Below are 21,546 nucleotides of genomic sequence, written 5' to 3'. Positions count from 1 at the left end.
ACGAAGCAACAATGGATTTTCTCCATTTCCTCGTGTTGGGCATCGTGCAGGGCATTACCGAATTCCTGCCTATTTCCAGTTCAGCTCACCTTATTCTGGTCCCGGTATTCACTGGCTGGGTGGATCAGGGGGTCGGTTTCGATTTGGCGGTACATGTCGGCACGCTGCTGGCAGTGGTGCTCTATTTTCGGCGTGATATCGCATTGCTGGTCGTGGATGGCATGCGCTCGGTGTGGCTGCGGCGTTCTGTCGGGCAGAGCCGTCTGGCCTGGGCGGTCGTCGTGGGAACCGTTCCGGCGGGGCTGGCCGGGCTTGCGTTGTTGGGCGTGATCGAGACGACCCTGAGATCCATTCAGATCATCTTCGTGACCACCCTGTTTTTCGGCCTGCTGCTGGGCATTGCCGATCTCAAAGGGCGACACGGCCGCGCACTGTCGGCAATCACCTGGAAGGATGTTCTCATTATTGGCGGTGCCCAGGCGTTATCGCTGATTCCGGGCACTTCGCGTTCGGGGGCGACCATTACCGCTGGCTTGTTGCTGGGGTTGAGCCGTGAGGCCGCTGCGCGGTTTTCTTTCCTGCTGGCCATTCCCATCACCGCGCTGGCAGCGGCAGCCACGCTGCTCGAACTGGCCGAATCCGGAGCACCGGTGGACTGGCTCGCCTTTCTGATTGGCGGAGTGACCTCCTTCGTCACGGCGCTGCTGGCCATCCATTATTTCCTGAAACTGCTTAACCGCTTCGGCATGTGGCCTTACGTGATCTATCGCCTTGCTCTGGCGCTGGTGATCTATCTGGTCTTCTTGAGCTGACACGCCAGGCTTTCGGACACTGAAGGCAGTGAGACCGGAACAGGACCAAAGCTTACGGTTCGCTCTGCCGACCCTCCCGTCCCGATGGCGGGAGGTGAAGGCAAGAGAGCTTTAATGGCCACTCATGGCATGGCATGCCTCGAGAAAGACATGAGGGAACGCCACTTTACTCTTGGCGGCCGCGTTCCAGACGGTCGATGAGCGTGTCGAGATCGGCTTCGTCCATGGCGGGCTCGCCGGCGATACGATGGGATTCGTCGGCCCAGGCGCCAAGATCGAGCAGACGGCAGCGCTTGGAGCAGAACGGGCGATAGGGATTGTCGGGTGTCCATACCACCTTGGTGCGGCACTGCGGGCAGGCTACCTCAAGCGGGCGTTGGGAGTCGCGGGAAGTATCAGTCATGTCGTGTTGTCAGTCGTCCTGTCGGCGAGTTGTCGATAATTGGCGATAGTAGCGATCGAGATCGAGGACCTGTTCGCGAAGTCGCAGGGGGTCGCCCTGATTGTCGATGATGTCGTCGGCTCGGTTCAGACGCTCCTGGCGCGTCATCTGCGCGGCCACGATGGCGCGAGCCTGGGCGGTGTCCACCCCGTCGCGGGCGGCGGTGCGCGCGATCTGCAGGGCTTCGGGAACGTCGATGACCAGACGGCGATCCACCAAGGCGGCCTGTCCGGACTCGAACAGCAAGGGCGAGACGAGCAGGCCGTAGGGTGCCTGGGAGGCCCGAATGGTGTCGAGATGCGCCTGCAGACGTTCGCGGATGCGCGGATGTGTGACCGACTCCAGCCAGGATCGTTCGGCGGGATCGCCGAAAACGATCTCGCGCAGTCGACGCCGATCAAGGCCTCCCCGGTCATCCAGCAACTCGTGGCCATGACGGGCGACGATCTCGGCAAGCGCAGGCTCGCCGGGCTCGACCACTTCGCGGGCGACATGATCGGCGTCCACCCAGGGAATCCCCAGCTCGCCGAAAGCCTCGGCGACGGTGGACTTGCCGGCGGCGATGCCGCCGGTGACACCGATGATGAGCGTTGTCATATTCCTCCCAGCAGCCAACTCTGATACGCCGCGATCAGCGGCTCCCCGCAGAGTAGCGTGATCCAGCCGGCGAAGGCCAGATACGGGCCGAACGGCATCGGTGCCCCGCGCAGGCGAGGGATGGCGAGCTGCAGCACGATGCCGATCAGCGCTCCCAGTCCGGCGGAGAGAATCAGCAGCAGCGGCAGCGACTGCCAACCCAGCCAGGCACCGAGTGCCGCCAGCAGCTTGAAGTCACCGTAGCCCATGCCCTCCTTGCCGGTGACCAGCTTGAACGCCCAGTAGAAACTCCACAGTGCCAGATAGCCGAATACGGCGCCGAGCACCGCGCTCTCGAGCATCAGCGGCTGGAACAGCCATTGATAGAGTAGCCCGGCCCACAGCAGTGGCAGCGTCAGCACGTCGGGCAGCAGCTGCAGGCGGAAATCGATGACCGCCAGGGCGAGCAGCGCCAGGCAGGCACCATAGAGCGCCAGGCTAACGAGTGTCGGGCCATGCAGGGCAACGACCGCGACCGCCAACAGGCCGCCGGCCAGTTCCACCAGCGGATACTGCGGACTGATGCGGGTCAGGCAGCGTGCACAGCGTCCACGGCGCTTGAGCCAACCCAGCAGCGGCACGTTGTCGTGCCAGGCGATCGGGGTGGCGCAGGCGGGACACTGCGAGGCCGGCAGCAGCAGGTTGAAGCGCGGCGACGCCTCGGCGGGCATTTCCAGCGCCTCGAGAGCCTCGGCCCGCCACTGGCGCATCAGCATCACCGGCAGGCGTACGATGACCACATTCAGGAAACTGCCCAGCACCAGGCCCAGCACGAAGATCAGCGGCCAGAACAGCCAGGGAGAAAGGTCGGATAGCAACATAATACCTTGCATGAAAAATCAAAAGCCGTTCACGACGGTCATGAACAGGGACGAGGCAGGGCGAAATCCGTCGAGGGAGCGAAGTTTACACGAAATGAAATCCGCATTCCGAGACAGATCAACATCGCGACGCCGAGGGCGAACATTCCAGCGTTTAGATGGCGGAGCCCATCTCGAAGATCGGCAGGTACATCGAAATGACCAGGCCGCCCACCAGCACGCCGAGCACCACGATGATGAACGGCTCCAGCAGCGACGTCAGCGCGTCGACCTTGTTGTCGACATCCTCCTCGTAGAAGTCCGCCACCTTGTTGAGCATCGCGTCCAGCGAGCCGGCTTCCTCGCCGATGCTGACCATCTGAATCGCCATGACCGGAAACTGACCGGCGTTGCGCATGGCGAAGTGCAACTGCTGGCCGCTGGAAACATCCTCGCGGATGCGCGTGATGGCCTTCTGATAGACCCGATTGCCGGTGGCGCCGGCGGCGGTATCCAGCGACTCCACCAGCGGCACCCCGGCATTGAAGGTGGTGGCCAGGGTGCGCGAGAAACGCGCCACCGAGGACTTGTCGAGAATGTCGCCGATCACCGGCAGACGCAACAGCAAGTGGTGAGCGCGATAGGCGAAGGCCGGCGAGCGCCGGATGGCCAGGCGCAGCGCGAAGACGCTGACGACCATGATGCCCAAGGCATACAGCCAGTACTGCTGGGCCATCTCCGAGAGCGCGATGGTCAGGCGGGTGAAGGCCGGCAGCTCGGCGCCGAAACCGCGAAACAGGCTCTCGAACTGGGGCACGACCTTGATCAGCAGCAGCGCGGTCACGCCGATACCTACCAGGATCACCGCCGCGGGATAGTACAGCGCCTTGCGCACCCGCGCCTTGAGCGAATCGATCTTCTCCTTGTAGGAGGCGACCCGCTCGAGCATGCGATCCAGCGTACCCGACTGCTCGCCGGCGGCGACCATGTTGACGAACATCCGATCGAAGTGCGCGGGATGCTGGGCGAGGGCCTCGGAGAAGCTCGAACCGGCGGCGACATCGTTCATCAGCGTCTCCACCATGTTGCGCATCGCCGGGTTCTTGAGACTCTCGGCGACCACGCCGAACGCCTGCAGCACCGGCACGCCGGCGCGGATCATGGTCGCCATCTGGCGGGCGAACAGGGTGACGTCGCGGGGCTTGATCTTGCCCATGCCGAACAGCCCGCTCTTGCGCTGGATGCGCTTGACGACGATCTGCTGGCGCGCCAGCGTCTGGCGTACCTCCAGCTTGCTGGACGCGACCAGCTGTCCGCTGACCAGTTCACCGCGGGTGTTCTTGCCCTTCCAGTTCCAGCGATGGATCGTGACCCGCTTGGGAGGCTTGCGACGTGTCGTGCGTGTGGCCATGTGCTTCCTTGTGAATTCCGACTAGCCGTCGCTCAGTCGATGGTAATGCGGTTGACTTCCTCGAGGCTGGTCATGCCCTGCAGCACCTTTTGCAGACCGCTGCGGCGCAGGTCGGGGTGCCCCTCGCGGCGTGCCGCTTCTGCCAGTTCCAGCGCGCCGCCCTCGGTCATGATCAGCCGGCTCATCGCCTCGCTGACCGGCACCACCTCGTAGATGCCGACCCGGCCCTTGTAGCCCAGCGTGCACTGGTTGCAGCCCACGGCGGTGAACAGCGTGGCGCCGGCCAGCTCCGACTCGCCGAAGCCCTCCTTGAGCAGTGCCTCGCGAGGAATGTCGGCAGGTGCCTTGCATTGTGGACACAGCTTGCGCGCCAGGCGCTGGGCGATGATCAGCGACACCGAACTGGCGATATTGAACGGTGCCACGCCCATGTTGCGCAGGCGCGTGAGGGTCTCCGCCGCCGAGTTGGTGTGCAGCGTCGACAGGACCAGGTGGCCGGTCTGCGACGCCTTGACGGCGATCTCGGCGGTTTCCAGGTCGCGTATCTCGCCGACCATCACCACGTCCGGGTCCTGGCGCAGGAAGGCGCGCAGGGCGCTGGCGAAGTCCAGCCCCACCTTGGGTTGCACGTTGACCTGATTGACCCCTTCGACCTTGATTTCAACCGGGTCCTCGGCGGTGGAGATGTTGCGCTCGGGCGTATTGAGGATGTTCAGCCCGGTATAGAGCGTCACCGTCTTGCCGCTGCCGGTGGGGCCGGTGACCAGGATCATGCCCTGGGGCTCGCCCAGCGCCTTGAGAAACAGTGCCTTCTGCGCCGCCGAGAACCCCAGCGCGTCGATACCCAGGCGCGCCGAGGCGGGGTCGAGCAGGCGCAGCACGATCTTCTCGCCGTAGACGGTGGGCAGCGAGTTGACGCGGAAGTCGATGGAGCGGCTCTGGGACAGGCGCAGCTTGAGGGCGCCATCCTGCGGCAGGCGCCGCTCGGAAATGTCCAGGCGCGCCATGACCTTGAGGCGCGCCCCGATGCGCGAGCGCAGGTTGAAGGGCGGACGCGCCACCTCGACCAGCATGCCGTCGATGCGCAGGCGCACGCGGTAGGTCGACTCGTAGGGCTCGAAGTGAATGTCCGAGGCGCCGCGGCGGATGGCGTCGAGCAGGATCTTCTGCACGAAGCGCACCACCGGAGCGTCCTGGCTGCCGGCGCCGAGCTCCTTGTCGTCGAGCTCGATCTCCTCGTCGCCGGCGTTCTCCAGCGCATCGAGCGCCTCGCTGACGTCGCCGAGCTCGTCGAGCAGGCCGTTGCCCTCATGGTGGGCCAGGTAGCGCTCGAGCATCGGCCCGAGCTGATCGACGCTGGCCAGCACGCCCTCCACGCCGAGATCGGTAGAGAACTGCAGTTCGTCGAGACGGTTGAGAGTCGACGGATAGGGCACGGCCACCGTCAGGCGGTGGGTACTGATCGCCAGCGGCAGCACACCCAGTTTCCTGAGCAGTTTCTCCGACATCTCTCCCGAGGCGGGCAATGCATCCAGGCGCACGGCGTCGAGGTCGAGAAACGGCAGGCCGTACTCATGAGCGGCAGCGAGAGTCGCCTCGCGGGCCGGCGCCAGGCCGCTGGCGATGACATGCTCGAGCACGGAAATCTCCGCCTGGCGCGCCTCGCGCTGGGCCTGCTTCGCTGTCGCCGTATCCAGCAGGCCTTCTTCCACCAGACGCGCCGCCATCCCGCGCAGCGCGGTGGAGGGTGAGGTGCTGGAAGAGGAAGCAACGGAATCGGTAAGCGAATCGGACATGGGACTCCTGGGCCTGGCCGGCTGAGGACATTTCGATTTTTCAAACGTTTGCCGCACTCGACAGGCCGAGGCGGCGGCTCGGCATCATCTTAGCGTATGAGGCGTGCCCTGCGTGAGCATGAGCTCCTGCCTACTCCTTATCGCCACGCCATCGCAAAACTGTAATGCATTATCGCAGCGTCATGTTGCGTTATTTAGTGTAATTTTGTGAGTAGCATTGATACGATTCGTAGGGCCCGCGGCGGCGCGGCAGCCGTCACGACATCAGTCGCGACGCCGGCACGAGCGGCGCAGCGTCAAACGGGCAAGGCGCGGGCAGGGCGCGAATGGTGTACAGGGCGCGGGAAGATCGGGACAGACACCGCACGCCGCCGCTTCGAAATGGGCGGTTCCGACGGGCCTAACCGGCGAATTGGTGCGGCGCGAAGGTGGTAGTTTTTCGGCACTCAAGGTGGGCCGGCAAATGCCGGCAGGCAATGAACGACACGGCAGGCATTTCAAGGGAAGGCAACATGGCACGTAGACAGAGCGGTTTCACTCTTATCGAACTCATGATCGTGGTGGCGATTATCGGCATTCTCGCCGCCATCGCGATTCCGCAGTATCAGAGTTATGTGGCGAGATCGGAGGCAAACTCAGCATTAGCTTCTTTAAAGGGAATGCAAGTAAATGCTGAGGATCTTCTGATGCGGGGTTTAAAACCAACAACTGATCCTAACGCTGATATGAATGCTGGCAATGGTTATATTGGCTTGGAGACAGATGATATTCCGATCGGTTCCTTCAGTGTTTCAGGCTTTGCGGTTGATGCTGATGATGACAGTTCTGCTACTACAAAAGGCTCGCTTGATCTTAGTTTGACGAATGCTAGCGCAGCAAATAAAGGGAAAAAAATACAACTAGTTAGAGATGAGAATGGAAGCTGGTCTTGCAAGACTGACATTATTGATGATTATTTGCCTAAGGCTTGTACAAACGATTAATTAGATTCAAGGCCGGCAACGCCGGCCTTTTCATTTCTAAAATCAATAAAGCGCCTTCTCCTCATCCACCACTTCCTTCAAGACCTCCAGAAACAACCGATCGGCGTCGGAGTGCTCTTCCGGCGATTCGGGAATATGCACGCTGGTGGTATCCGAAATCTCGTTGGCGATGCGCGCCATGATCTCCCGGCTGTTGCCCGCTCTCCCGCCTTCGCCGCTCTCGTCGAGGCAGCGTCGCGCCACGGTGAGTGACTGTTCGAGAATGTGCGGGTCCTGCAGCAGTTTCTTGATGAAGCCGCGCAGTTCGCTGATGGCGCGGCTTTTCTGCATTTCGGAGGCGGAGCTCATGAGGGTTTCTCCTGACATGTCACGGAAAGCGTCTTGATGCGGAAGTTAGCATAACTGTGCCTGTGCTACCTACTCGGACGTGCTGTCGCGAGCGCACCTCGATACCGATCATGCCGGGTGCAGCGCCTAAACGAACCAGTCCTCAGTGCAGTTGCCGAGCGGGTCCCTTCCAGATGCGCAGCTCGCCCAGCCAGTCGAGATCGTGGGCGCGCTGGCGCAGTTCCCGGGCGATGTCGCTGAGCGGGGCGTAATCGATCTCCTCGGGGATGTAGAGCGAGGCGTCGATGCGATTGTCGAGGTAGTGCAGTTCCAGCGCCAGGCGCCGGCGCCAGGCGGGAAGCACGTTCCAGCGCGCTTCCAGCTGGGTTTCGACGTCGGCGCGCAGTGGCAGTGCGGGCAGAGTGGTGGCGTCGCCGAGCTGCGAGTCGTCCTCGGGATCGATATGGAAGATGATGTCGCTGAGGTCGTCATGCTTCAGGCGCAGCCGCCGGCAGACTTCGTTGCCGATCTCGTGGGCCTCGGAGACCGACAGGCGCGGGGCGACCAGCAGGTGCAGGTCGAGCATGACGCTGCCGCCCACGGTGCGCGTGCGCAGGCAGTGCAGCCCCTCGACGCCCGGCACGCCGAGCACGGTGTCGCGCATCGCCTGCTGGCGCTGTTCTGGCAGGGCGGTGTCGACGAGTTCCTGGCTGGCCTCCCACAGCAGTTCCCAGCCGATCTTGCCAACCAGCACGCCCACCGTCAGCGCGGCGACGGTATCCAGCCAGCCCAGGCCGAACTGGGCGCCGAGCAGGCCGATCAGCACCACCACGGTGGAGAGCGCGTCGCTGCGCGAATGCCAGGCATTGGCCGCGAGCAGCTTCGAGCCGATCCGCTGGGCGACCCGCAGCGTGAAGCGAAAGATCCACTCCTTGCCGAGCAGGGCGACGACCGTCAGCGCAATGGCCCATGGGCCGGGCCGGGAGATCGGCGTGCCCTCGAGCAGGCGCGAGACGCTGTCCCAGGCGATGGCGCCGGCGACGAAGATCAGCACGCTGCCCAGCAGCAGCGTGGCCAGTGTCTCGATGCGTCCGTGGCCGTAGGGGTGGTTGCTGTCGGGGGCCTGACGGCCGTAATGCATGGCGGCCAGCACGAAGCCATCGGTGACCAGATCGGAGAACGAGTGCACGCCGTCGGCGATCAGCGCGCTCGAGCCCACCCACACGCCGACCATGACCTTGGCTACACCCAGCAGCGTATCCAGCACCGCCCCGATCAGCGTGACCCGATGCGCTTCTCGGGTCTGCTGCGTGTCGAGGGCCGCGGCCTGTTGCGTGGCACTGGTCCGTGCAGTGGAGTCGGAATGCCGGGAGGAGTGCGCCATGTCGAAACTCGTCAGGGGGCTGGGAACTGCCGCGATTATACGGGCACGAGGCGCCCGATGTCTGGGGAGAGGGGCGGCTGGCGCCGCCCTCTCTGTCGTGGGCCGCTGCGATCCGTTGCGACTGTGGCAGCCACCCCGGCCATGACGGCGGATCGGATTATCCCGATACGCGCCCGGCGCGGTTGAGTACGGGATTGGCGTATTGCACCAGCCACCACTCGCGCAGATGCGCGGGAACTTCGGCCAGGCGCGCGTTGAAGCGGGCGCGGTCGCTGTCGCGTACCTGGCCGAGATCGACGAGGTCCGGTGCCAGGCCGCTGGCCTCGAGTGCCAGATGGTGGCTGGGGAACTGGTGATAGTGATCCAGTACCTGGCGGTCGATCTCGCGAGCGGCGGTATCGGGCGTGTCGCATTCGGCCCCCAGCGGGGTGCCGAACACCAGCTTGACGCGGCCCTTGTCGCCGGTGATGCCGGCCACGATGGAGCGGATATCCTCGAACTCGACCTTCTGATACCGGCCTTCGGCGTGCATGGCATACAGCTCCTGCGCCTTGTACAGATCGCAGGGGTCGTACTCGTAGCTGATCGATACCGGCACCAGCTTGAGCTCGGCAATGGCGTGGCCGAAATCGGTGCTCTTGTCCGCCAGGCGCCGGGCCATGGTCAGCATCTTGATGATCGCCGGGTCGGTACGGTCGATGCCGTCCTTGGCGCGGCCCTCGCGCTGAGCCAGCCATACCGAGTGGTTGTCCTCGACGATGGAGTGGCGAATATAGCCCGACAATGCCTGATAGGCGGCGAGCATGGCGCGCTTGCCCTTGGCCGATCGCGGCACGATGAAGCTCTTGTTGAGCCGCATCAGATCGGTGACGAAGGGCTTCTGCAGCAGATTGTCGCCGATGGCGATGCGCACGGTGTCGCGGCCCTGCTGATATAGCGCGTAGTTGACGAAGGCCGGGTCGAGCGCAATGTCCCGGTGGTTGCCGATGAACAGATAGGCCTGGTGCGGGTCGAGCTTGTCCAGACCCTCTACCTCGAAGGCATCGGTCGTGGTGTTGATCATCCGCACCATGTACTTGGCGATGCGCTGCTGAAAGCCCTGCACGCTATCGACACCGCGCACCTGACGCTGCAGGCCGAAGCTGGCCAGTGCGCGCGCCAGGGGCGGCGCGAAGCGCGCCAGCCGTGGCAGGCGAAAGCGGGTGATGGCATCGAGCAACTCGTCGTCGTGAACGAGGCGAGCCAGTACCGCGGCGACTTCGTCGTCGTGGTAGGGGCGGATATTGGCGAAAGGATCCTGAACGGGCTCTTGGGTCTGTTGTTGTGTCATGGCGTCGGCAGGGCCGGGTCGGCTTCGCCGCCCAGCCAGTCGATGAGTTGTTCGATGAATTCCGCGAGAACATGAGTCATGAGAGCGAAATCGGTTTCCAGGCGCAGCGCGGGATCGTCGCCATCGTCGCTCTGGCTGGCTTCGTCGAGCACGGCATCGGCGAAGCGCAGCGACTTGAGCGCCAGATCGTCGTGCAGCACCAGGCTGAGCTGGCCCTCGATCTCCAGTGCCAGTCGGCTGGCCTGGCGGCCGCCCTCGAGCACAGTCTGGATCTCGTCGCTGTCGAGGTCGACCTGGCGCGCGCGCAGCACGCCCTCGTCACCGGCGGGCGCCTTGAGCTCCACCTGATCGCCCAGCATCAGGGCGGGGGGGCGCTTGCCGGGGTCGCGCAACCATTCGGTCATGGCGCGGCTCGGCAGGGTCTTGCTGGCCAGCGGTGTGACCTTGAGGCTGCCCAGGGTCTGGCGCAGCAGGTCGAGGATGTCCTCGGCGCGCTTGCGGCTCGAGGCGTTGACCGCGATCAGACGACGGCGCGTATCCCACCACAGATCGACGCGCTGGGTGCGAGTGAAGGCGCGCGGCAGGAACTCCTCGATCACCTGCTCCTTGAGCGCCTGGCGTTCGCGGCGGCGCAGCGGGCGACCCTCGGCGGTCTCGCGCTCGGCGGCGCGCTCCTCGACTTCCTCGCGAACCACCGAGCCGGGCAGCAGACGCTCCTGGCGCAGTGCGGAGAGCAGCCGGTGGCCCTGGATTTCATGCACGCGCTGCTCGCTGCCGCGTCCGGCGGGAGCATGCCAGCCGAGGCGCTTGGCCTCGGCGGGGCCGACGGGCCGGAAAGCGTTCTCGGCCAAAGCGTCCTCCAGAACGTCGAGATCCAGTGTCGCGTCGTCGTGCAGGCGATAAAGATGTAAATGCTTGAACCACATGGTCCCGTCCCGTCAGAAAGGAGGCACATTATGGCGAAACGGACAACGCCATGCCACTGTCCCGGCATTACCCGCTCGGGTGTCGGCAATATATGAGGAGAGGAATGGTACTTTAGCGCCTTCTGTTAGCAGCTCGGCGGCGCTAGAATCGGGCGTGCAGGCAACCTCTCGCATGGCCATCCATAACGCACAACGATACGACAAGGAAGCAGGTATGGATCACCGCATCAGTCGCTCCGTCATCCGGGTGCGCGGCTTTCATCTCGACGGCTACGCCCACGTCAACAATGCCCGTTACCTGGAGTTCCTCGAGGAGGGGCGCTGGGCCTATTTCGAGGATATGTTCGATCTCGCCGCGCTGTTCAACGAGGGCCTGGCCGTGGTGGCCACCAACTTGAACATCAACTATCGCCGCGCGGCGGTGATGAACGACGACCTGGAGATTCTCACCTCGCTCTCCCAGCTCAAGCACCGCAGTGCCGTCATGCATCAGGAGATTCGTCATGCCGTCACCGGCAAGCGCATCGCCGATGCCGACTTCACGTTCCTGCTGGTCGATACCCGTACCGGCCGCGCCATGGCCATCGAAAACGATCTGCTCGACAAGCTCCGGCCACTGGTAATCGAAGCATCTCCCCAGCCGTTGCGCGCCGTGACGGAATGATCCAAGAGGCGGACTCTGTGTCTGCCGCATCGGTCTTCAAAATGGTATCATGACGTGATCCGAAGCCGCCCTGTGCGGCTTCGTTCTCGACGCTTCATTAAATGCCGTGATGACCATCGTCATGATGGGATGCGCGGTGCTAAGGATTTGACGACCCATGGGTGAGATCGCCAGAGAGATTCTGCCAGTCAACATCGAGGACGAACTCAAGCAGTCGTATCTCGACTATGCCATGAGCGTGATCATCGGCCGGGCACTGCCGGACGTGCGCGACGGGCTCAAGCCGGTCCATCGGCGGGTGCTCTACGCGATGCATGAGTTGAGCAACGACTGGAACAAGCCCTACAAGAAATCGGCTCGTGTCGTTGGCGACGTGATCGGTAAGTACCACCCGCACGGCGACAGTGCGGTGTACGACACCATCGTGCGCATGGCCCAGGATTTCTCCATGCGCTACGTGCTGGTCGACGGGCAGGGCAACTTCGGCTCGATCGACGGCGACAGCGCCGCGGCGATGCGTTACACCGAGGTGCGCATGTCGCGGCTCTCTCACGAGCTGCTGGCGGACCTGGAAAAGGACACGGTCGACTGGGTCGATAACTACGACGGCACCGAGCGCATCCCGGACGTGCTGCCGACCCGGGTGCCCAATCTGCTGGTCAACGGATCCTCCGGAATCGCGGTGGGCATGGCGACCAACATTCCGCCCCACAACATGCGCGAGGTCGTCGACGGCTGTCTGGCGCTGATCGACGATTATACGCTCAGCGTCGACGACCTGATGGAGTACATTCCCGGGCCGGATTTCCCCACGGCGGGCATCATCAACGGCCGTGCCGGGATCATCGACGCCTATCGCACCGGGCGCGGACGCATCTACGTGCGGGCGCGCCATACCATCGAGCACGACGACAAGACCGGCCGTGACCACATCATCGTCACCGAGCTGCCCTATCAGGTGAACAAGGCGCGGTTGATCGAGAAGATCGCCGAGCTGGTCAAGGAGAAGCGCATCGAGGGCATCGCCGAGCTGCGCGACGAGTCCGACAAGGACGGCCTGCGCGTGGTCATCGAGGTCAAGCGCGGCGAGAGCGGCGAGGTGGTGGTCAACAATCTGTTCGCCCAGACTCAACTGGAGAACGTGTTCGGCATCAACATGGTGGCGCTCGACAACGGCCAGCCGAAGACGCTGAACCTGAAGGAGATGCTCGAGGCCTTCGTGCGCCACCGTCGCGAGGTGGTCACGCGGCGCACCCTGTACGAACTGCGCAAGGCCCGCGAGCGTGGCCATATCCTCGAAGGTCTCGCCGTCGCCATCTCCAACATCGATCAGGTCATCGAGCTGATCAAGGCATCGCCCTCCGCGGCCGAGGCCAAGGAGAAGCTGATTGCCCAGGCCTGGCAGCCGGGGCAGGTCACCGGCATGCTCGAGCGTGCCGGCGCGACGTCCTGCAGGCCCGACGATCTCGATGAGGGGTTCGGCCTCAGCGACGATCAGCGCGAGTACTTTCTTTCCCCGGCCCAGGCCCAGGCGATTCTCGACCTGCGTCTGCATCGCCTGACCGGGCTGGAAACCGAGAAGCTGCTCGACGAATATCTGGGCATTCTCAACCGTATCGCCGAGCTGACCGAGATCCTGGCCTCGCCGGAACGGCTGCTCGAGGTGATCCGCGAGGAGCTGACCGCGATCCGCGACCAGTACGGCGACGAGCGCCGCAGCGTGATCCAGACCAGCCGGCTCGATCTGACCATCGAGGATCTCATCACCGAAGAGGACATGGTGGTGACCATCTCGCGCAGCGGCTATGCCAAGACCCAGCCGCTGTCGGATTACCAGTCCCAGCGGCGCGGCGGACGCGGCAAGTCGGCGACGAGCATGAAGGACGAGGATGTCATCGAGCATCTGCTGGTGGCCTCGACCCACGATACCGTGCTGCTGTTCTCCAACCGCGGCAAGGTGTACTGGCTGAAGATCTACGAGATGCCCAACGCCAGCCGCGGTTCGCGCGGCAAGCCGCTGGTCAACCTGCTTCCGCTGGACGAGGGCGAGTCGATCAGCGCCATCCTGCCGGTACGCGAGTATCGCGAGGATAGCTTCATCTTCTTCGCCACCGCCAAGGGGACCGTCAAGCGCACCTCGCTGGACCAGTTCTCGCGGCCGCGCAGCGTGGGGCTGATCGCGCTGGATCTGGAGGAGGGCGACCGCCTGGTAGGCGCGTCGATCACCAACGGCGGCGATCATGTCATGATGCTGTCCTCCAACGGCAAGGCGATCCGCTTCGAGGAGAGCAACGTACGCCCCATGGGCCGCACCGCCCGCGGTGTGCGCGGCATGCGCCTGCTCGGCGATGCCGAGGTGATCAGTCTGATCATCCCGCAGACCACGGTGATCGACGAGAATGCCGACATCGACAGCGAGGCTGACGTCGAAGTGACCGCGGCACAGGGTAACGACGAGCAGATCTACATTCTCACCGCCTCGGAGAACGGCTACGGCAAGCGTACGCGGCTCGAGGAGTTCCCGCTGCGCGGACGCGGTGGGCAGGGGGTCATCGCCATGCAGACCAGCGAGCGCAACGGCGCACTGGTCGCCGCCATGCAGGTCCGTGACAGCGACGAGATGATGCTGATCACCGACCGCGGCACGCTGGTACGCACCCGGGTCGCCGAGGTGTCGATCAGCTCGCGCAATACGCAGGGCGTCACGCTGATCCGTACCGCCGAAGGCGAGCATCTGGTGTCCACCGTACGGGTCGACGAACCGGGTGACGACACGCCGGTCGATGAGGCCTCGGACGACGATGCGACGCTGGACGTCGGCGTGCCCGGCGAGGCCCGGGACGTGACCAATCATGGCGTCGAGACGCCCGTCGACGACGAGGCTGGCGCGCCGACCGGCGATTCGCCGGACGCAGAGGAATGATCCACCACGACCGCAGTCATCTGCGGTCGTTTTCCATAGAGATACCACGCCGATGAAACGCTATCACAATTTCTGTGCCGGCCCCGCCGCATTGCCGACTGCCGTGCTCGAACGCGCTCGCGACGAGATGCTCGATTATCAGGGGCGAGGTCTGTCGGTCATGGAAATGAGCCATCGTAGCGATGAGTTCGTCTCCATCGCGGAGAAGGCCGAAGCCGATCTGCGCCACCTGCTGAACGTGCCGGATAACTACAGAGTGCTGTTTCTGCAGGGCGGCGCCTCGACCCAGTTCGCCATGTTGCCCTACAACCTGCTGGGCCAGGGCGGCACGCCCAACTATCTGTATACCGGTATCTGGGGCAAGAAGGCGATCACCGAAGCCAAGCATCTCGGCGGGGCGCACATCGCGGCGTCCAGCGAGGCCAACGGGCTGAGCGCGGTGCCGCGTCCCGAGGAGATCCGGCTTTCCGCGGACGCTGCCTATCTGCACTACACCGATAACGAAACCATCGGCGGGCTGGCCTTCGACTATATCCCCGAGGTGTCCGTGCCGCTGGCCTGCGACATGTCATCGTCGATCCTTTCCGGCCCGCTGGACGTGTCGAAGTTCGGCGTCATCTATGCCGGGGCTCAGAAGAACATTGGACCGGCGGGCCTGACGCTGGTCATCGTGCGCGACGATCTGCTCGAGCGTGCCCGGCCCGATACGCCGACCATGTTCAATTACCGGGTGATGGCCGAGAACGGCTCGATGTACAACACGCCGCCGACCTATGCCTGGTATCTGGCAGGGCTGGTCTTCGAGTGGCTGAGGAACGATATCGGTGGCCTGGCGGCGATGGATGCACTCAACGACCGCAAGGCGCGCAAGCTCTATGCGGCCATCGAGGGCAGTGACTTCTACTCCAATCCGATCGTCGAGGCCAACCGTTCACGCATGAACGTGCCCTTCGTGCTCGCCGACGAGCGTCTCAACGCGCCGTTTCTGGCCGAGGCCGAGGCCAGCGGTCTGCTTAATCTCAAGGGGCACCGTAGCGTGGGCGGCATGCGTGCCAGCCTTTACAATGCGGTGCCGGAAGCCTCGGTGGATGCCTTGGTGACTTTCATGGCCGACTTCGAAAAGCGCCGTGCGTGAGTCAGGAGACAGAAGATGAATGACAACCTGCCGGATCTCGACTCCCTGCGCGAGCGTATCGACAATCTCGACAGCGAAATCCTCAAACTGATCAGCGAGCGTGCCAGCTGCGCGCAGCGGGTCGCCCAGATCAAGACCGCGGCGGACCCGGATGCTACCTTCTATCGTCCCGAGCGCGAGGCGCAGGTGCTGCGGCGCATCATGGCACTCAACAGCGGGCCGCTGGATGCCGAGGAGATGGCCCGGCTGTTTCGCGAGATCATGTCGGCCTGCCTGGCGCTGGAACAGCCGGTGAAGGTCGCCTATCTGGGCCCCGAGGGCACCTTCACCCAGCAGGCGGCGCTCAAGCACTTCGGTGCCAGTGCGGTCAGCCTGCCGATGGCGGCGATCGACGAAGTGTTTCGCGAGGTCGAGGCCGGTGCCGTGAATTACGGCGTGGTGCCGGTGGAGAACTCTACCGAAGGGGTCATCAACCATACCCTGGATTCGTTCATGGACTCCTCCATGCGCATCTGCGGCGAGGTGGTGCTGCGTATCCATCACCATCTGCTGATTTCGGGCATCACCCGTCAGGACAAGATCTCGCGCATCTATTCCCATGCTCAATCCTTCGCCCAGTGCCGCAAGTGGCTCGATGCCCACTATCCGCATGCCGAGCGGGTACCGGTATCCTCCAATGCCGAAGCCGCCAAGCTGGTCAAGAGCGAATGGCACAGTGCGGCGATCGCCGGCGACATGGCGGCCAAGCTCTACGAGCTGGAGCGGATCGCCGAAAAGATCGAGGACCGCCCCGACAATTCCACGCGCTTCTTGATCATCGGCAATCAGGACGTGCCGATGTCCGGCGAGGACAAGACCTCCATCGTCGTGGCGATGCGCAACCAGCCGGGTGCGCTGCACGATCTGCTCGAGCCTTTTCATCGCCACAAGATCGATCTGACCCGTGTCGAGACGCGTCCGTCCCGCTCGGGGGTGTGGAACTATGTGTTCTTCATCGACTTCAAGGGCCACGTCGCCCAGCCGCAGGTGGCGGCGGTACTCGAGGAGGTGCGCCTGCGCGCCGCCGAGGTGAAGATCCTCGGCTCCTATCCGGCGGGTGTGCTCTAGGATGGCGAGGCGTCCGGCATCGGTGCTGCCCGACGAGTCGCGTATTCTGATCGTCGGCCTGGGCTTGATCGGCGGCTCGCTGGCCGCCGCGCTCAAGGCGGCGGGCTTCGCCGGCGAGATCGTCGCCTGCGATCGCGATTCCGACGAGATCGCGCGGGGCATTGCGATGGGCGTGATCGATGCCGGCGATACCGAACTCAAGGCGCTGGTAGCGGACAGTTCGCTGATCGTGCTGGCCGTGCCGGTGATGGCCATGGAGATGGTAATGCGCGAGCTGGCGCCGTATCTCGCGGACCAGGTGCTGACCGATGTGGGCAGCACCAAGGCGGCGATACGCGATGCCGCAGTCCGCGCCTTCGGCAGGCTGCCCGCACGTTTCGTGCTGGGGCATCCCATCGCCGGGTCGGAGAAGAGTGGGGTGGCCGCCTCCAATGCGCAGCTCTACCGTCAGCACAAGGTCATTCTCACCCCGCAGCAGGATACCGATCCGCAAGCGCTATTCCGTGTGCGGGCGTTATGGGCAGCTTGCGGTGCGGAGCTGCTGGAAATGGAGGTGACGCGCCATGACGAGGTGCTGGCGCGCACCAGCCATCTGCCGCATCTGCTGGCCTTCTCGCTGGTCGACACGCTGGCCCGGCAGGATCAGCGTCTGGACATCTTTCGCTATGCCGCCGGCGGGTTTCGCGACTTTACCCGTATCGCCGGCAGCGATCCGGTGATGTGGCGCGACATCTTCACCGCCAACCGTGATGCCGTGCTGGCGGCGCTGGACGACTTCGAGTCCGGTCTGTCGCGGCTGCGCCAGGCCGTGGCCGGTGGCGACGGCGATGCCATGCTGGGCATCTTCGACCGTGCCAGTCATGCACGACACTATTTCGATACGCTTTTGAACCAGACGAGTTATCAGGCGATGGAACAACGCAATATCCACTACCGCGTCAGTCCCGGTGGGCAGGTACAGGGGCGTATCCGGGTCCCCGGAGACAAGTCGATCTCGCATCGCTCGATCATGCTGGGTGCGCTCGCCGATGGCGTGACCGAAGTTCAGGGCTTCCTCGAAGGGGAGGATAGCCTGGCGACACTGCAGGCCTTTCGCGAGATGGGCGTGGCGATCGAGGGGCCGCATCAGGGCCGCGTCACGATCCATGGCGTCGGGCTGCATGGCCTGAAGGCACCGGCAGGACCGCTGTATGTCGGCAACTCCGGCACCGCCATGCGTCTGTTCGCCGGCCTGCTGGCAGGCCAGGCCTTCGATACGGAGCTGACCGGCGACGCCTCCTTGACCAAGCGTCCGATGGCGCGGGTGGCCGACCCGCTGCGTACGATGGGCGCGGTGATCGAGACCGCCGAGGGAGGCAGGCCACCACTGAGGATCAAGGGTGGGCAGCGGCTCAAGGGCATCCACTACGAGATGCCGATGGCCAGCGCCCAGGTGAAATCCTGTCTGCTGCTTGCCGGTCTGTATGCCGAAGGCGAGACGCGTGTGCGTGAACCGGCGCCGACGCGTGATCATACCGAGCGGATGCTCAATGGCTTCGGCTACCCGGTACGTCGTGAAGGGGACGTGGCCATGCTGTCCGGTGGCGGTCGGCTGAGCGCCGGTCCCATCGACGTGCCTTCCGATATCTCCTCGGCCACGTTCTTTCTGGTCGCGGCAGCGATCACGCCCGGCTCCGACCTGACGCTCGAGCACGTGGGCATCAATCCGACGCGTATCGGCGTGATCAATATCCTGCGGCTGATGGGGGCCGACCTCCAGCTTGCCAACCAGCGGGAGGTCGGCGGCGAGCCGGTCGCCGATATTCGTGTCCGTCATGTCCCCCTCAAGGGAATCGACATTCCCGTCGATCAGGTGCCGTTGGCCATCGACGAGTTCCCCGCGCTGTTCGTCGCTGCCGCCAATGCCGAGGGCACGACCCGGCTGCGCGGGGCCGAGGAATTGCGCGTCAAGGAGTCCGACCGTATCCAGGCGATGGCCGACGGCCTCAGCGTGCTGGGGGTGGAAAACACCGTCTACCCTGATGGCATCGACATCATCGGGAGTGGCGACAGCGAGCCGCATTACGGAGGCGGGCGTGTCGACAGTCTGGGCGATCACCGCATCGCCATGGCCTTTACCGTAGCGGCACTCCGGGCTCGTGAAGCCATCATGGTGGATGACTGCGCTAATGTGGCGACCTCCTTCCCCGGTTTTGTCGAGTTGGCCGGGCGGGTAGGCTTGCAGGTAGAAGAGCAGGAGGCGGAATGAGCCAGACCCATGACGATGACTGCGTGCCGGTGCTGACCATCGATGGTCCCGGAGGGGCGGGCAAGGGGACCATCAGTCGCTTGATCGCCGAGCGGCTCGGCTGGCACTTGCTCGATTCCGGCGCGCTGTACCGCCTGACCGCGCTGGCGGCACTGAATCACGGCGTGGGCCTGGATGACGAGACGGCGCTGGCAGCCCGTGCTCGGGATCTCGACGTGGTATTCCTGGCCGATGGGGGCGCGACGCGTGTGCTGCTCGAAGGGCAGGATGTCTCTGCGACGATTCGTACCGAGCAGGTAGGGGACAGCGCCTCGCAGGTGGCGGCATTGCCGCAGGTGCGTCAGGCATTGTTGGCGCGGCAGCGCCACTTCCGCCAGGCACCGGGGCTGGTTGCCGATGGGCGCGACATGGGCACGGTGGTGTTTCCCCGGGCATCGCTGAAGATCTACCTGACCGCTTCCGCGGAGGAACGGGCCCGGCGGCGGCTCCTTCAGTTGCAGAAAGCAGGGCATTCTGCTATTCTTTCGAGTCTTTTGAAAGAAATACAAGCTCGTGATGCGCGCGATATGCAGCGTGCGGTAGCCCCGCTCAAACCGGCCGAAGACGCCGTTGAGTTGGACACCACGAGTCTTGCGATACCGGACGTGGTGGATCGCATCGAGGGACTTCTTGCCGGTCGGGGACATCATCCGGCGGCATGACGTCCGGGCATGACGACAATGCCTTTCCGGAGACCCCGGTCAGATGTCATGGCATGGGTGGGCAACCTCTGAAAGCCTGCTCAGGTCGAACCAGCGTCAACATCCCCGGGGATATGTGTATTAGGCCCGTGCTTGCTGGTGGTGCGGAGAAAGGCGGCGCGACCGCCACTCAACGTTGATCACGTAGGAATATCATGAGCGAAAGCTTTGCTGAACTGTTCGAACAGTCTCTCCAAGACATCAATATGGAACCCGGTGCCATCGTCATGGCGACCGTGGTTGACATCGATGGTGACTGGATCACCGTCAACGCTGGTCTGAAATCCGAAGGCCAGATTCCCGCAGCGCAGTTTCGTAATGATAACGGCGAATTGACCATCGGTATTGGCGATGAAGTCAAGGTCGCTCTGGAAGCTGTCGAAGACGGTTTCGGTGAAACGCGTCTGTCTCGTGAGAAGGCCAAGCGTGCCGAAGCCTGGATCGAGCTGGAAGCTGCCTTCGAGAAGGACGAGATCGTCAAGGGCGTGATCAACGGCAAGGTCAAGGGTGGCTTCACGGTCGACGTGGCCTCCATTCGCGCCTTCCTGCCGGGCTCTCTGGTAGATGTGCGTCCGGTGCGTGACACGGCTCACCTCGAGCACAAAGAGCTGGACTTCAAGGTCATCAAGCTCGATCCGAAGCGCAACAATGTCGTCGTTTCCCGTCGTGCCGTTCTCGAAGCCGAGAACAGTGCCGAGCGTGAAGCGCTGCTGGCAACGCTTCAGGAAGGACAGCAGGTCACCGGTATCGTCAAGAACCTCACCGATTATGGCGCCTTCGTCGACCTTGGCGGTGTGGACGGTCTGCTGCACATCACCGATATGGCTTGGAAGCGCATCAAGCATCCGAGCGAAATCGTGGCCGTGGGCGACGAGATCAACGTCAAGGTGCTGAAGTTCGACCGCGAGCGCAACCGTGTTTCTCTGGGTCTCAAGCAGCTGGGCGAGGATCCCTGGGTCAACATCAAGGCGCGCTATCCGGAAGGCACCAAGGTCACGGCCCGTGTCACCAATCTTACCGACTACGGCTGCTTCGCCGAGCTGGAAGAGGGTGTCGAAGGCCTGGTTCACGTTTCCGAAATGGACTGGACCAACAAGAACATCCATCCGTCCAAGGTCGTTCAGGTCGGCGACGAGGTGGGCGTCATGGTGCTGGACATCGACGAAGAGCGTCGTCGTATTTCCCTGGGTATCAAGCAGTGCACCACCAACCCGTGGGAAGACTTCAACAGTCAGCACAACAAGGGTGACCGCGTTTCCGGCACCATCAAGTCCATCACCGATTTCGGTATCTTCATCGGTCTGGACGGTGGCATCGACGGTCTGGTTCACCTGTCCGACATCTCTTGGAGCGAGACTGGCGAAGAAGCGGTACGTCAGTTCAAGAAGGGCGACGAAGCGGAAGCCGTCATCCTGTCCATCGATCCGGAGCGCGAGCGCATTTCGCTGGGTATCAAACAGCTCGAGACCGATCCGGTTTCCGAGTTCCTGGCCGTGAATGACAAGGGCTCCATCGTGACCGGGCGTGTTGTCGACATCGATGCCAAGGAAGCTCATGTAGAGCTGGCCACTGACGTCGTCGCCGTGCTGAAGGCTTCTGAAATCAGTGCTGACCGTGTCGAAGACGCGCGCAACGTCCTGAGCGTGGGTGACAGCGTCGAAGCCCGTATCATCAGCGTTGACCGCAAGAGCCGCGGCATCAACCTGTCGATCAAGGCGAAAGACCAGGCCGATACCCGCCGCAACATGACCAAGCTGCGCGAGCAGGAAAGCGAGTCTGCCGGTCCGACCACCATCGGTGATCTGATCAAGCAGCAGATGGGACAGGAATAATCCTGCCTGTCGGTGGCCGGGTGGCATTGGGCTCATGCCCGTTATGAAGC

General features: G+C 63.6%; 18 protein-coding genes. 9 read left to right on the top strand and 9 right to left on the bottom strand.

Annotated features, from left to right (window positions below; translation table 11 throughout):
• The first annotated feature begins 11 nt into the window (after window positions 1-11).
• Window positions 12-812 carry an undecaprenyl-diphosphate phosphatase gene (locus ACYQ12_RS11990; RefSeq protein ID WP_459871937.1) on the top strand — a complete coding sequence of 267 codons (801 nt, stop codon included), beginning with the start codon at window positions 12-14 and terminating at the stop codon, window positions 810-812.
• Window positions 813-978: 166 nt separating this feature from the next.
• Here the strand turns inward: ACYQ12_RS11990 and yacG are convergent, their stop codons facing one another.
• The 5 genes from yacG to pilB all read right to left on the bottom strand — a co-directional run bounded on the left by yacG (window position 979) and on the right by pilB (window position 5,897).
• Complete coding sequence (gene yacG, locus ACYQ12_RS11985; protein WP_459871934.1) at window positions 979-1,215, bottom strand: DNA gyrase inhibitor YacG; 237 nt, start codon at window positions 1,213-1,215, stop codon at window positions 979-981.
• Between the two features lie 9 nt (window positions 1,216-1,224).
• A complete protein-coding gene (gene coaE, locus ACYQ12_RS11980; RefSeq protein ID WP_459871932.1) occupies window positions 1,225-1,851 on the bottom strand; it encodes a dephospho-CoA kinase in 627 nt (208 codons plus the stop codon).
• Window positions 1,848-2,723 carry a prepilin peptidase gene (locus ACYQ12_RS11975; RefSeq protein WP_488193313.1) on the bottom strand — a complete coding sequence of 292 codons (876 nt, stop codon included), beginning with the start codon at window positions 2,721-2,723 and terminating at the stop codon, window positions 1,848-1,850. Before ACYQ12_RS11975 ends, coaE begins: the two co-directional genes overlap by 4 nt.
• A gap of 142 nt (window positions 2,724-2,865) precedes the next feature.
• Entirely contained in the window at window positions 2,866-4,101 is a 1,236-nt protein-coding gene (locus tag ACYQ12_RS11970) for a type II secretion system F family protein (RefSeq protein WP_459871929.1), read from the bottom strand.
• 32 nt (window positions 4,102-4,133) lie between these two features.
• A complete protein-coding gene (pilB, locus tag ACYQ12_RS11965) occupies window positions 4,134-5,897 on the bottom strand; it encodes a type IV-A pilus assembly ATPase PilB (protein WP_459871926.1) in 1,764 nt (587 codons plus the stop codon).
• Window positions 5,898-6,409: 512 nt separating this feature from the next.
• On the opposite strand from pilB, the gene ACYQ12_RS11960 reads away from it, so the two are divergent.
• On the top strand, window positions 6,410-6,880 hold the full coding sequence (locus tag ACYQ12_RS11960; RefSeq protein ID WP_459871923.1) for a pilin: 471 nt from the start codon (window positions 6,410-6,412) through the stop codon (window positions 6,878-6,880).
• A 42-nt stretch (window positions 6,881-6,922) separates the two neighbouring features.
• Here ACYQ12_RS11960 and ACYQ12_RS11955 read toward each other — a convergent pair whose 3' ends face one another.
• The 4 genes from ACYQ12_RS11955 to ACYQ12_RS11940 form a co-directional block, all read right to left on the bottom strand.
• On the bottom strand, window positions 6,923-7,228 hold the full coding sequence (locus ACYQ12_RS11955) for a hypothetical protein (protein ID WP_459871920.1): 306 nt from the start codon (window positions 7,226-7,228) through the stop codon (window positions 6,923-6,925).
• Between the two features lie 142 nt (window positions 7,229-7,370).
• Window positions 7,371-8,591: a cation diffusion facilitator family transporter gene (locus ACYQ12_RS11950; RefSeq protein ID WP_459871917.1), complete on the bottom strand. Its 1,221-nt coding sequence runs from the start codon at window positions 8,589-8,591 to the stop codon at window positions 7,371-7,373.
• A 157-nt stretch (window positions 8,592-8,748) separates the two neighbouring features.
• Window positions 8,749-9,921 carry a 1-acyl-sn-glycerol-3-phosphate acyltransferase gene (locus ACYQ12_RS11945; RefSeq protein ID WP_459871914.1) on the bottom strand — a complete coding sequence of 391 codons (1,173 nt, stop codon included), beginning with the start codon at window positions 9,919-9,921 and terminating at the stop codon, window positions 8,749-8,751.
• Entirely contained in the window at window positions 9,918-10,847 is a 930-nt protein-coding gene (locus ACYQ12_RS11940; protein WP_459871911.1) for a recombination-associated protein RdgC, read from the bottom strand. Before ACYQ12_RS11940 ends, ACYQ12_RS11945 begins: the two co-directional genes overlap by 4 nt.
• Before the next feature lie 214 nt (window positions 10,848-11,061).
• Here ACYQ12_RS11940 and ACYQ12_RS11935 point away from each other — a divergent pair, with 214 nt between their 5' ends.
• From ACYQ12_RS11935 to rpsA, 7 genes are all read left to right on the top strand, one after another.
• A complete protein-coding gene (locus ACYQ12_RS11935; protein WP_459871909.1) occupies window positions 11,062-11,511 on the top strand; it encodes an acyl-CoA thioesterase in 450 nt (149 codons plus the stop codon).
• A 157-nt stretch (window positions 11,512-11,668) separates the two neighbouring features.
• On the top strand, window positions 11,669-14,434 hold the full coding sequence (gene gyrA / locus ACYQ12_RS11930) for a DNA gyrase subunit A (RefSeq protein ID WP_459871906.1): 2,766 nt from the start codon (window positions 11,669-11,671) through the stop codon (window positions 14,432-14,434).
• A 52-nt stretch (window positions 14,435-14,486) separates the two neighbouring features.
• Entirely contained in the window at window positions 14,487-15,569 is a 1,083-nt protein-coding gene (serC, locus tag ACYQ12_RS11925; protein ID WP_459871903.1) for a 3-phosphoserine/phosphohydroxythreonine transaminase, read from the top strand.
• 15 nt (window positions 15,570-15,584) lie between these two features.
• Entirely contained in the window at window positions 15,585-16,676 is a 1,092-nt protein-coding gene (gene pheA, locus ACYQ12_RS11920; protein ID WP_459871900.1) for a prephenate dehydratase, read from the top strand.
• Between the two features lies 1 nt (window position 16,677).
• Window positions 16,678-18,924: a bifunctional prephenate dehydrogenase/3-phosphoshikimate 1-carboxyvinyltransferase gene (locus ACYQ12_RS11915; RefSeq protein ID WP_459871897.1), complete on the top strand. Its 2,247-nt coding sequence runs from the start codon at window positions 16,678-16,680 to the stop codon at window positions 18,922-18,924.
• Window positions 18,921-19,625, top strand: a complete 705-nt coding sequence (gene cmk, locus ACYQ12_RS11910; RefSeq protein WP_459871894.1) for a (d)CMP kinase — start codon at window positions 18,921-18,923, stop codon at window positions 19,623-19,625. Before ACYQ12_RS11915 ends, cmk begins: the two co-directional genes overlap by 4 nt.
• A gap of 194 nt (window positions 19,626-19,819) precedes the next feature.
• A complete protein-coding gene (rpsA, locus tag ACYQ12_RS11905) occupies window positions 19,820-21,496 on the top strand; it encodes a 30S ribosomal protein S1 (RefSeq protein WP_459871892.1) in 1,677 nt (558 codons plus the stop codon).
• Window positions 21,497-21,546 lie beyond the last annotated feature (50 nt).

This window comes from Halomonas shantousis, from assembly GCF_054654615.1.
This window is presented reverse-complemented; position numbering and strand designations above follow the sequence as displayed.